Source organism: Paenibacillus rubinfantis (genome assembly GCF_001486505.1).
GTDB lineage: Bacteria > Bacillota > Bacilli > Paenibacillales > Paenibacillaceae > Fontibacillus > Fontibacillus rubinfantis.
Genome location: NZ_LN909064.1, coordinates 346819 through 359826 on the forward strand (window position 1 = coordinate 346819; position 13008 = coordinate 359826).

At 56.3% G+C, this 13008-nt stretch carries 7 protein-coding genes; all 7 read left to right on the forward strand.

Features of this window, described 5'->3' with window-relative positions; genetic code table 11:
* Positions 1–26: 26 nt before the first annotated feature.
* The 7 genes from BN3277_RS09840 to BN3277_RS09870 all read left to right on the forward strand — a co-directional run bounded on the left by BN3277_RS09840 (position 27) and on the right by BN3277_RS09870 (position 12897).
* Positions 27–956, forward strand: a complete 930-nt coding sequence (locus tag BN3277_RS09840; protein WP_059042159.1) for an ABC transporter permease — start codon at positions 27–29, stop codon at positions 954–956.
* 24 nt (positions 957–980) lie between these two features.
* Positions 981–1898, forward strand: coding sequence for a carbohydrate ABC transporter permease (locus BN3277_RS09845; protein WP_059042160.1), 918 nt, complete (start codon positions 981–983; stop codon positions 1896–1898).
* A gap of 199 nt (positions 1899–2097) precedes the next feature.
* Positions 2098–4335 carry a glycoside hydrolase family 3 N-terminal domain-containing protein gene (locus BN3277_RS09850; RefSeq protein WP_232436395.1) on the forward strand — a complete coding sequence of 746 codons (2238 nt, stop codon included), beginning with the start codon at positions 2098–2100 and terminating at the stop codon, positions 4333–4335.
* A gap of 6 nt (positions 4336–4341) precedes the next feature.
* Positions 4342–7467 carry an alpha-mannosidase gene (locus BN3277_RS09855; protein WP_059042164.1) on the forward strand — a complete coding sequence of 1042 codons (3126 nt, stop codon included), beginning with the start codon at positions 4342–4344 and terminating at the stop codon, positions 7465–7467.
* Between the two features lie 315 nt (positions 7468–7782).
* A complete protein-coding gene (locus BN3277_RS09860; RefSeq protein WP_059042167.1) occupies positions 7783–9102 on the forward strand; it encodes a glycoside hydrolase family 125 protein in 1320 nt (439 codons plus the stop codon).
* Between the two features lie 26 nt (positions 9103–9128).
* The gene (locus BN3277_RS09865) at positions 9129–10127 is read left to right on the forward strand and encodes a glycoside hydrolase family 130 protein (protein ID WP_059042168.1); all 999 of its coding nucleotides are present in this window, start codon (positions 9129–9131) and stop codon (positions 10125–10127) included.
* 34 nt (positions 10128–10161) lie between these two features.
* Positions 10162–12897: an alpha-mannosidase gene (locus tag BN3277_RS09870; RefSeq protein WP_059042170.1), complete on the forward strand. Its 2736-nt coding sequence runs from the start codon at positions 10162–10164 to the stop codon at positions 12895–12897.
* Positions 12898–13008 lie beyond the last annotated feature (111 nt).

A 13008-nucleotide genomic window follows, 5' to 3' on the forward strand; every position in this document is an offset into this window, starting at 1 on the left:
ATTATTTTCGACAGGAGGGGAACATCATGGCTGCATTTTTCAAGAACCTGGTTAAGAACAAAGTTATGTTATTTATGGTGTTGCCGGGTGCCGTTTGGTTTTTCTTCTTCTCGTACCTTCCGTTGGTGGGTACGATTACGGCGTTTAAGCAATATCGCTTCAGCCGTGACGGCTTCTGGGCGAGTATCGTACGGAGTGAGTGGGTCGGATGGGATAACTTTAAGTTCCTGTTCAGCACCAATGATGCCTTTACCATCACCCGTAACACGTTGTTTTACAACCTTGCTTTTATTTTCATTGGACTCGTGCTTTCCGTGGCGATGGCGATTCTGCTGTCTGAGCTGGTCGGCAAAACGATGGCCAAAGTTTATCAAACCGGGATGTTCCTGCCTTATTTCCTATCCTGGGTTATCGTCGGCTACTTCGCGTTTAGCTTCCTGAGCATGGACCGCGGGATGATCAACCAGATTCTAGGATGGTTTGGCATGGAGCGGATCAACTGGTATTCGGAGCCGAAGTATTGGCCTTATATCTTGGTCTTCGTCAATCTGTGGAAGTCAATCGGTTACAACAGCGTCGTGTACCTGGCTTCGATCATGGGCATCGACAAATCGCTGTATGAGGCAGCGATGATCGACGGGGCCACCAAATGGCAGCAAATTCGTAACATCACGGTTCCGTTGCTCTCTCCAATTATTATCATCATGACGCTGCTGGCGGTAGGGCGGATCTTCTACGCGGACTTCGGCTTGTTCTACCAAGTGCCAAGAGATTCGGGCACGTTGTATCAAGTCACGAACGTCATCGACACTTACGTATACCGCGGTCTGAAGACAACCGGGGAAATCGGCATGAGTACGGCGGCCGGTCTTTACCAATCGGTGGTAGGCTTCGTTCTCGTTATGGTTTCCAACTACGTTGTGCGCAAAATTGATAAGGACAGCGCCCTATTTTAAAACAGCTGAAAGGAGTGTCAGAGTATGGCGGAGCTGGCTAGAAAAAGCAAAGATTTTCATAACGTCTCTCGCGGCTGGAACGCCGTTTTGCACTTGATCGCAGGCATTTTCTCTTTCTTGTGCGTGTTCCCTTTTATCTTCGTTGTCATTATTTCCTTCACGGATGAAAAAACGCTGGCCACCGACGGGTATCGGCTGATTCCTGCGAAATGGAGCCTGGAGGCGTATCGCTTCGTATTCGAAAGCGGCGATTCCCTGCTTCGCTCTTACGGCGTAACGATCCTGATCACCCTCGTGGGCACCTTGATCAGTTTGGTGATGATCTCGCTGTACGCTTACGCAATCTCGCGGAAGAGCTTCCGCTATCGCAGATTTTTCTCCGTATTTGCTATTGTAACGATGCTCTTTAACGGCGGGATGATCCCAACTTATATGGTAGTCTCCCAGTTGATGGGGCTGAAAGATACGTTGTGGGCGCTGATTTTGCCCCTCGCGATGAATGCATTTTATATCATGATCTTACGTACGTTCTATAGTACAAGCGTGCCGGAAGCGATCATTGAATCGGCGCGGATTGACGGTGCCGGCGATTTCTATATTTTCCTGCGCATCGTGTTGCCGTTGTCGCTGCCGGGTCTCGCTACAATCGGCCTCTTCAGTACCTTAGGGTACTGGAACGACTGGTTTAATGCGTTGCTGTATATCGACAATCCGGATTTGGTGCCGCTGCAATCGATGCTGATGCGGATTGAATCGAGCATCGCGTTTATTCAGCAGAACTCGCAAAACAGCTCGCTCAGCTTGACCGCGCTGCAATCCATTCCGCAGGATACGTCGCGGATGGCGATGGTCGTGCTGGCAACGTTGCCAATTATTTTTGCATATCCGTTCTTCCAACGGTATTTTGTACAAGGACTTACGGTAGGCGCTGTCAAAGAATAATATAGCGGTGGTTCAAAAATTGCCTTTTGATCACGAAGTAGTACCAAGTAGTTTAATCGGCATCGAATCTTGACTAGAATTACTCCCTTTTGAACTCTTTTGGAATGAACGTAAAACTGTAAGGAGCGAGGTGGAGACGTTGTTATACAAAGACAGATCGAAACCCGTCCCGGAACGAGTGGAGCATTTGCTCGGACTGATGACATTGGAAGAAAAGGCCGGCCAATTGATCCAGCCTTTCGGCTGGCAAACCTACGAGCATAAAGACGGAGAGATCCGGCTGACCGAATCGTTTAAGGAGCAGGTGCAAAGCGGCGGGATCGGCTCGCTGTACGGTGTGCTGCGCGCCGATCCGTGGACGGGCGTAACACTGGAAACCGGCTTGTCGCCGCGCGAAGGCGCTGAGGCGGTAAATGCCATCCAGCGTTACGCCATCGAGAACTCGCGGCTGGGCATCCCGATTCTGATCGGGGAAGAGTGCTCGCACGGCCATATGGCGATTGGCGCCACGGTGTTCCCAGTGCCGCTGTCGCTCGGCAGCACGTGGAACGTAGAGCTGTATCGTGAGATGTGTCGGGCGGTGGCCCGGGAGACGCGCGCCCAAGGCGGCGCGGTCACCTATTCTCCGGTCCTCGACGTCGTGCGCGATCCTCGCTGGGGCCGGACCGAAGAATGTTTTGGCGAAGACGCTTATATGATCGGCGAAATGGCCGTGGCTTCGGTTGAAGGCTTACAAGGGGAGAGCTTGGACGGAGAGGACAGCGTGGCCGCCACGCTGAAGCACTTCGTCGGTTACGGCAGCTCCGAGGGCGGCCGAAATGCCGGCCCGGTCCATATGGGGCGGCGCGAGCTGCTGGAGGTCGACCTCTTGCCGTTCCGCAAGGCGGTGGAAGCTGGTGCGGCTTCGATTATGCCGGCCTACAATGAGATCGACGGGGTTCCTTGTACAACCAACGAGGAGTTGTTGGACGGGATCCTTCGCGGCGAGTGGGGGTTTGACGGCATGGTCATCACCGACTGCGGCGCGATCGATATGCTCGCCTCCGGCCACGATGTGGCAGAGGACGGACGGGATGCGGCGATCCAAGCGATTCGCGCGGGCATCGACATGGAGATGTCCGGCGTCATGTTCGGCCAGCATTTGGTGGAGGCGGTACGCTCGGGACAGCTGGAGGAGGAAGTGCTTGATCGCGCGGTACGCCGCGTATTGACACTGAAATTCCGCCTCGGGCTGTTCGAACAGCCGTACGCCGACCCAGCGCGGGCCGAGCGGGTGATCGGCAGCACGGAGCATGTGGAGCTGGCCCGGAAATTGGCCAGCGAAGGCATCGTGCTGCTCAAGAACGAAGGCGGCGTGCTGCCGTTGTCGGCTAAAGCCGGGAAAATCGCCGTCATCGGCCCGAACGCCGATGTGGGCTACAACCAGCTGGGCGATTACACCTCGCCGCAGCCGCGCTCCAAGGTCACGACCGTGCTTGGTGGAATTCGCAGCAAGCTGGCCAACACGCCGGAGCGGGTGTTGTATGCTCCGGGTTGCCGCATTAATGGCGATTCCCGTGAAGGCTTCGACGTGGCTTTGTCCTGCGCGGAGCAGGCGGACACGGTGGTTATGGTCGTCGGCGGCTCCAGTGCCCGTGACTTCGGCGAGGGCACCATCGACCTCCGTACCGGCGCTTCCAAAGTGACCGGTAATACGGAGAGCGATATGGATTGCGGCGAAGGGATTGACCGCATGAACCTCAGCTTGTCCGGCGTACAGTTGGAGCTGATTCAAGAGATTCATAAATTGGGTAAACCGCTCGTAGTGGTTTACATCAACGGACGGCCGATTGCCGAGCCGTGGATTGACGAGCATGCCGATGCGATTCTAGAGGCCTGGTATCCGGGCCAAGAGGGCGGGCATGCCATCGCCGACATCCTGTTTGGCGACGTGAATCCATCTGGACGCCTAACGATCTCCGTTCCGAAGCATGTCGGACAGATTCCGGTTTACTACCACGGCAAACGCTCGCGGGGCAAACGGTATCTGGAGGACGACTCGCAGCCGCAGTATCCGTTTGGGTACGGGTTAAGCTACACGGAGTTCACATATAGCAACTTGTCGCTGGAGTCCGATACGCTTTCTGTAGATGGAACAACGAAGGTGACGGTCGAAGTTACGAACGCCGGCGACCGGGCCGGTGCGGAAGTGGTTCAGCTGTACATTAGCGATATCGCAAGCATTGTAACCCGGCCTTCGAAGGAGCTGAAGGGCTTCCGCAAGATCTTCCTGCAATCGGGCGAGACGCAGAAGGTGGAGTTCGAGATCGGGCCGGAGCAGCTGCAGTATATCGGACGGGATTACAAGGCCGTAGTAGAGCCGGGAGAATTCCGGGTACATGTCGGCAAAAACGTAAATGATACGCTGAGCGCCAATCTCTTTGTGCGGGAGGTTTAAAAATACATGGAACGCATCAGACGTTTTATCCGCGAACTGTCGGAAGCCCAGTGGCTGGATCAAATCCAGCTGCGCGGGTGGGAGATCACTTCTTCCGTCTACCAGGTTCCCGGAAGTTACACGAAGGAAACAGATTATTCAGAGGGGCAAGCCTTCGAGCGGTTCCCAAGCACGCAGGGAACAACGTATTTCTTCCGCACCCAGCTGGAGATCCCGGACGGGTGGCGCGGCGGACAGGTCGGTCTTATCTTTGCTTCCGGCGGCGAAGGGCTGCTGCGGATCAACGGCAAATCGGCGCAGGGTCTGGACCGGAACCATACGTTTGTGACGCTGCCGCAGGAGCAAGGGCAAGGCCCGCTCTCGCTGGAGATCGAGCTGTTTGATCCGATCCCTGAGCCGGTGGATCCACTGAACCAACAAGCGGTCATTCAGCCGCCGATTACACGGATCGACAGCCGGCTAGTGCTGGTGAACCGGCCGGTGCAAAGCCTGATGTATACGGCGACGGTGATCCGCGATTCCGCCGTGCTGCTGCCGGAGCAGGATTTTCGGCGCACCCGTCTGATCGAGGCGCTGTATGCCGCGATGGATGGATTTGTGGCGCTGGACGCGGAAGCGGTCCGCGAAGGCGGAGCAATTGCCGAGCTGGAGCAGAAGCTCGCGGAGCGAGTTAAAGCGATCGGTGGCAACGCTGAGGGCTTGATCCAAATGGTCGGCCAGTCGCATATCGACATCGCCTGGCTGTGGCCGGTGCGGGAGACGGTGCGCAAGACCAGCCGGACGTTCTCGACGGTGGATGCGCTGATGCGCGAATACCCGGAATACCGCTACACGCAGAGTCAACCGCTGCTGTTCGCCTTCCTGAAGGAGAACGACCCCGAGTTGTATGAGCGGGTGAAGGCGCGGATCAAGGAAGGTCGCTGGGAATTGGTCGGCGGTATGTGGGTAGAGCCCGATTTGAACCTGCCCAGCGGCGAATCGCTGATGCGGCAGATGCTGTACGGGCAGCGTTTCTATCAGGAGGAGTTTGGTTTTACCTCCGAGATCGAATGGCTGCCGGATACGTTTGGCTATTGCGCCTCCTTACCGCAAATTTTGAAGCATGGCGGGATTCGCTATTTCATGACGACCAAGCTGGGCTGGAACGACACCAACGTATTCCCGTACGACCTGTTCCATTGGGTGGGCATCGATGGTACGCCAATGTTGTCGTATCTCAACCACGGCGTAAACGAAAATACGCTGCCGAAGGACGTTCATGACCACTGGCAGTCTTATCGTCAGAAGGCCGTTCATCCGGAGCAAATGCTGCTCTACGGACATGGCGACGGCGGCGGCGGGGTCACCCGCGAAATGCTGGAGTACATTAACCGCGCCGAGCTGATGGTAGGTCAGCCGGCGAGCGAATATAGCACGGCGGCGGAGTTCTTCGCCGGAATCGAATCGGCGCAGCCGAAGCTGCCGGCATGGCACGGCGATCTGTATTTGGAGCTGCACCGGGGGACGTATACGACCCACGGGCGCAACAAGCGCAGCAATCGCAAAGCGGAGATTTTGTACCGCGAAGCCGAGCTGTGGAACGCATTGGCCGCTGCGTCGATGCCAGCGGATCAGCAGCGCGAGGCGCAAAGCACGCTGCAGGCGGGCTGGAAGCTGATTTTGCTGAACCAGTTCCACGACATCATTCCGGGTTCGGCGATTACCGAATCGTACGAGACGTCCACGAAGGAATATGTAGAAATTTTTGATAAGGGCCAAACCGGACTGCATCATGGCCTCGCAACACTGGTTCAACAAGTAAAAACCTCCGGCGAAGGTACGCCATACGTCGTCTTCAACAGCCTCGGCTGGACGCGCGATATGGTCGTGGCACTTTCCGATCCAATGGATCTCAACGGCGCGGCTGCTTTCGATGAGCAGGGGACGCGCCTTGAGCTGGACATCCGGACGGATCTTCACGGAGAAGCAGCGGCTTGGGTCCGTGTGCCGGAAGTTCCGGCGCTTGGCTACAAGACGATTTGGCTGCGGCCCAAAGCGGAAGCCATTGACGGAACAACCGCGGCAGCAAATTCCGCAACTGGAAGCCAGGTGTTCCAAGGCGAGTGGGAAACGGAATTCTACCGCCTGAAATTCAATGACCGCGGGGAGATCGTCAGCCTGTGGGATAAGGAAGCGAACCGTGAGGTCGTGAAGTCGGGCGAAAGCGCGAACCGCTTCCACTTCTACCACGACCGTCCGACGCTGTGGGACGCTTGGGACATTGACCCGCGTTATGAACAGCAGCCGGCCGGAGAGGCCGCATTGCTGGAGAGCGGTTTGGTTGCAAGCGGTCCAGTCCAAGACGTGCTGCGCTTCCGCTGGAGCATCGGCCAATCGGAAATCACGCAGGATGTGATCCTGTATCATCACGACAAACGTATCGACTTCCAAACGAAAGTGAGTTGGAATGAAGCTCACAAGCTGCTGAAGGTTGGCTTCCCAATCGATGTCGTTACGGACAAAGCCACCTACGAAATTCCGTTTGGTGCGCTGGAACGCCCAACGCATCGCAACACGAGCTGGGAGCAGGCGCAATTTGAGGTGTGCGGACACCGGTTCGCCGACGTTTCCGAACGCGGCTACGGCGTCAGCCTCCTGAACGATTGCAAATACGGTTACGACATCCAGGGCAGCACAATTCGTTTGTCGCTGCTGCGGGCGCCGAAATGGCCGGATGTGACCGCCGATCTAGGCGAGCATGAATTTACGTATTCGCTGTATCCGCACCAAGGCGATTGGCAAACCGCGCACACGGTGCGCGCGGCAGCTGAGCTGAACCACGCTCCAGTGGTGATGACAGCCGAAGCGCATGAAGGTACGCTCCCTTCCGCGGGCACGCTGCTTGGATATACCGGCGAGCATGTCGTGCTCGACACGGTGAAACCGGCCGAGGACGGCGACGGCGTAATCCTGCGTCTGTACGAATCGGCGGGCGGCCGCGAGCGCGTGGCGTTGAATTGGAACGAGCCGGTTTCGGGCGCGTTCCTGTCCGATGCGCTGGAGCGGGAGCTTGAACCGATGGCGATGGCGGACGCGGGACGGATCGAGCTCGATTTTGCCCCGTATGAGATTAAGACGCTGAAGTTGAAGTAAGATGTGAATATTTGTGGGGGCGCGTGTGGTGGCACGAGAGATTAGCTGGAAAAAGTAACGTTAATTTCGACTGTATCTTGGGATGGGGTGAATTTAACTGGAATTTCTACCGTTAATTTATCGAATATCCGCCGACTTGGGCCAATCATGCTAAATTTACAGCACGATTTACCGTTAAATGAACAATTTAGCGGGAAACCGGTGAATTAGCAGTAGGATTTACCGTTAATTTGCAACTCGTCCGCCCGTCCGCCCCCAAACGTTATCAGCGAAGCCACAAATGAAATCACGATAAAGGAGCGAGACGACAAGCTCATGGAACAATTTAGACTCCCGAAAATTCCGATGCCGCAGCTGGAAATGCCGCAATCCATCAAGGACGTGCTGGCCGAAGCCGAAACGAAACTGGCGCATCGCCCGAAATTGCTGCAGCTGTTCAAGAATTGTTTTCCGAACACGTTAGAAACGACAACCAAGCTGATGGACGACGGTACCACCTTCGTCATCACCGGTGACATCCCGGCCTCCTGGCTGCGTGATTCCGTGGAGCAGGTGATTCACTACGTGCCGTTCGCCAAGAACGATCCCGATTTGCAGCGGATCATCAGCGGGTTGATCAAACGCCATATCAACTATGTGCATATCGATCCATACGCCAACGCGTTTAACGAATCGGCTAACGACTGGCACTGGAACACGACCGACGTGACCGAGATGTCCCCATGGGTATGGGAGCGCAAATTCGAGATCGATTCCTTGTGCTTCGTGGTCCGTTTGGCTTACATGTATTGGAAGGAAACCGAGCAGACCGATATTTTTGACGCTGGCTTCAAGGCAGCGATGCGAAAGATCTACGAGCTGTTCAAAACCGAGCAGCATCACTTCGAGAAATCGCCTTACCGCTTCACTCGTAACAACGGGATTCCAACCGATTCCTTGCGGAACAACGGAATGGGGATGCCGGTGAACTATACGGGCATGATCTGGTCGGGTTTCCGTTCCAGCGACGACGCTTGCGATTTCCATTACAACATTCCGGGCAACATGTTTGCGGTTGTCGCGCTGCGTCAAATGCAGGAATTCGCCGAATGGGTTTTCCGCGACATGGACTTCCTGGCCGAGTTGAAGGAGCTGGAGTTCGAGGTCGATCACGGCATCAAGCTGTACGGGGTTTACCGTCATCCGGAATTCGGTCCGATTTACGCTTACGAAACCGACGGCTTTGGCAACTACTGCTTGATGGACGACGCCGGCACGCCGGGCTTGATGTCCATTCCGTATTTGGGTTATGTTAGCGCCGACGATCCGATTTATCAAAATACACGGCGTTTTGCGCTGAGCAAAGAAAACCCGTTCTATTTCGAAGGCAAAGCGGCAAAAGGCATCGGCAGCCCGCATACACCGGAGAATTACATTTGGCATATGGCCTTGTCGATGCAGGGCATCACGGCGCAAACGAAGGAAGAGAAGCTGGAAATGATCGCGATGCTGGAAACGACCGACGCCGGAACCGGCTATATGCATGAAGGCTTCCACGCCGATGATCCAAACACGTTTACGCGCAAATGGTTCGCTTGGTCAAACAGCTTGTTCTCGCAGCTGGTGTACCGTGCGATGCAGGAAGGTATTTTGTAAACACTTATCCCAAAGGAGACTAGACCATGAGCAAAATTATCGGCGAAGCCTTGAAAAATATCCCTTGGCAAGATAAACCGGCCGGCTTGAATGCCCCGGTATGGCGTTACTCCCAAAACCCGATCATCCAGCGCCATGCGATTCCGAACTCCAACAGCGTGTTTAACTCAGCAGTCGTGCCTTTTGAAGGCGGATTTGCCGGCGTGTTCCGCTGCGATTCCCGTTCGGTCAGCATGGACATTTTCGCAGGATTCAGCGATGACGGTGTGAACTGGAACATCAACCACGAGCCGATTCAATTTGAAGGCGACGAGGAAATCACCAAACGCGAATACCGTTATGACCCGCGCGTCTGCAAAATCGGCGATCGCTACTACATCACCTGGTGTAACGGCTACCACGGCCCAACGATCGGGATTGCTTACACGACGGACTTCAAGACGTTCCATCAGCTGGAAAACGCCTTTTTGCCGTACAACCGCAATGGCGTGTTGTTCCCGCGCAAGATCGGCGAACGTTATGCGATGCTCAGCCGCCCAAGCGACACCGGGCACACGCCGTTTGGCGATATTTTCTACAGCGAAAGCCCAGACCTGACTTTCTGGGGCAAACATCGTTACGTAATGGGGACGATTAACGGCGATGCATCCGCATGGCAATCGAAAAAAATCGGCCCAGGACCGGTTCCGATCGAAACCGACCAAGGCTGGCTGCTGATCTACCACGGCGTTATCAATACCTGCAACGGCTTCGTGTACCGCATGGGCTGCGCCCTGCTGGACCTCGACAAACCGTGGATCGTCAAAGCACGCTCGCGTAACTATATCCTCGGGCCGGAAGAGCTGTATGAATTGGTTGGCGATGTGCCAAACGTAACCTTCCCTTGCGCAGCGTTGACCGACGCCGAAACCGGCCGAATCGCCATCTACTACGGCTGTGCGGATACGGTAACTGGCCTGGCCTTCACCACCGTGGACGAGCTGTTGAAGTACATGGAAGAATATCCGCTAGAGACGGAAGCTTAAGTACAAACCACGGAGGAAAGTGGGGGTTAGAGAAATGAGCAAGCAAAGAACGGCCCATATCATATCCCATACGCACTGGGACCGGGAATGGTATTTGCCTTACGAGAAGCATCATGTTCGCCTGGTTGAGCTGGTGGACGCGTTGCTGGATAAATTGGACGGCGATTCGGCGTTCCGCAGTTTTTACCTGGACGGTCAAACGATCATTCTTGAGGACTACCTACAGGTGCGGCCAGAGAACAAGGATCGCCTGGAAAAATACATCCGCGAAGGCCGTATCCTCATCGGACCTTGGTACATTCTGCAGGACGCGTTCCTGACGAGTGGCGAAGCGAATGTCCGCAACATGCAAATCGGCCACCAGGACGCGTTGAAATACGGCGCGCCGGCGAAAATCGGCTATTTCCCCGACACCTTCGGGTTGGTGGGGCAAATCCCGCAATTGATGAAGCAGTCCGGCATCGGGAACGCCTTTTTTGGCCGCGGCGTAAAGCCAACTGGCTTCAACAATACCGTATCCGACGGCGGGTACGAGTCCTCCTTCTCGGAGCTGATCTGGGAAGGGCCGGACGGCTCCAAGGTGCTGGGCATCCTGTTCGCCAACTGGTATTCCAACGGCAACGAAGTGCCGGTGGATGAAGCGGAAGCGAAAGCGTTCTGGGACCGCAAGCTGGCGGATGCGGAGAAGTACGCCGCCACCGGTGAGCTCCTGTTTATGAACGGCTGCGACCATCAGCCGCTGCAACTGGACCTGCCGGAAGCGATCCGTACCGCAGAGAAGCTGTACCCGGACACGAAGTTCGTTCATTCGAACTTCCCGGAATATTTAAACCAGCTGGAAACGGCGCTGGAAGGCCGCGAGCTGTCCACCGTGAAGGGCGAGCTGCGCAGCCAACGTACGGATGGCTGGGGCACGCTGGTGAACACCGCCTCCGCGCGCGTGTACCTGAAGCAGATGAACCAGGAAGGCCAAGCTTTGCTGGAAAAAGTCGCCGAGCCGCTAGCCTCGATGGCGAATCTGCTCGGGAAGGATTACCCGCATCACCTCTTTACGTATGCGTGGAAAACCTTGATGCAAAACCATCCGCATGACAGCATCTGCGGATGCAGCGTAGACGAGGTTCACCGCGAGATGGTTACCCGCTTCGCGAAGAGCCGCCACGTTGCCGAGGCGCTCATCGACGACAGCAAGCGGGTGATCGCCGATGCGGTGAACACCTCCGTCTTCGCCCAGTATGGCGAAGACCCGTTGCCGCTGGTCGTGTTCAATACGACCGGCTGGAACCGCACGGGCACCGTGTCCATCGAGCTGGACGCTGCGCGCTTGTACTTGCGCGATGGTCTTGGCCTCGAGGAGACCGGCCGCCGCATGAAGGCGGTCGAACTGTCGGGCCGCGAGCTGGTCGACGAGCAGGGGAACTCGGTGCCTTGCACGGTGGAGGATCTCGGGCTGTTGTTCGGCTACGATTTGCCGGACGACAAGTTCCGCCAGCCGTACATGTGCCGCCGTGTGAAGCTGACGTTCCAAGCGGCGGACATCGCCGCATTGGGCCTGCGCACCTATGCATGGGTACGCCGGAATTCGGCGGCAGCATCCGCGAAGCCAGCTTCGTTGTTCACCGGTCACCGGGTAATGGAAAACGCGAACCTGAAGGTAGAAATCGCCGAGGACGGATCTTTTGTGATGACCGACAAAGCGACCGGTCAGGTGTACCGCGATCTTGGCGTGTATGAGAATACCGGCGATATCGGAAACGAGTACATGTACAAGCAGCCGGAAGGCGAACAGGCGTTGACCACGAAAGGGCTGGCTGCGCAAATCCGCGTGCTGGAGGATGCCCCGTACCGCGCTTCTGTGGAAGTGTGCCACGACTGGGAGATCCCGGCTTCCGCCGATGAGAAGCTGGACGAGGAAATGCGCGAGCTGGTGTATTATCCGCATCGCAAAGCGCAGCGCAGCAGCAAGCTGACGACGCTGAAGCTGCGCACGGTGATTTCGCTGGAAGCCGCCGGCAAAGGCGTTCACATCGAAACGACGATCGACAACACGGCGAAGGACCATCGAATCCGCGCCTTGTTCCCAACCGATCTGAAGGCCTCGATGCATCAGGTGGATTCGATGTTTGAAATCGCCGAACGCAGCATCGAGCCTGCACCGGAATGGGAAAACCCAAGCAACACCCAGCATCAGCAGGCGTTTGTAGACGTCAGCGGCGAAGGGGCCGGCTTGACGGTTGCGAACCTCGGCTTAAACGAATACGAAGTGCTGCGCGACGGTCGGAACACGATCGCGGTGACGCTGCTTCGTTCCGTGGGCGAGTTGGGCGACTGGGGCTTGTTCCCGACGCCGGAAGCGCAATGCCTGGGCGTGCACACTGCCCGGATGGAGCTGATCCCGCATAACGGCGACGGCATCGCGTCCGGGGCATTTACGGAAGCCTACCAGTTCCAGATTCCATGGACGGTCAGCCAAACGGAAATGCACGAAGGCCTGTTGTCTCCGGTGTATACCCCGTTCCTGTGGGAAGGCAAAGAGCTGGCGTTCTCCTCGCTCAAAATGAACGAGGCGACCGGCGACCTGCTGCTGCGCTGGTACAACATGAGCCGTGAAGCTTCTGAGCTGACGCTTGGCTTGAACATTCCGCATCAGCATTTCTACAAAACGACGATTCTCGAGGAAGACGCAGCGCCGCTGACCAAGAGCGCGGCAGGCTGTCTGTCCCTGCTAGCCGGGCCTTGTGAGATCGTGACGATCGGTGTTCGCCAGTAACTCGGGGGCACCCCTGAACCGAAACCGAGATGAAGGCTTGAAGGTTATCCTGCCATTACATGTAGTGGCGGGGTAACCTTTTTGTTTTGTCTATGGGAGCTCCTTTGCACG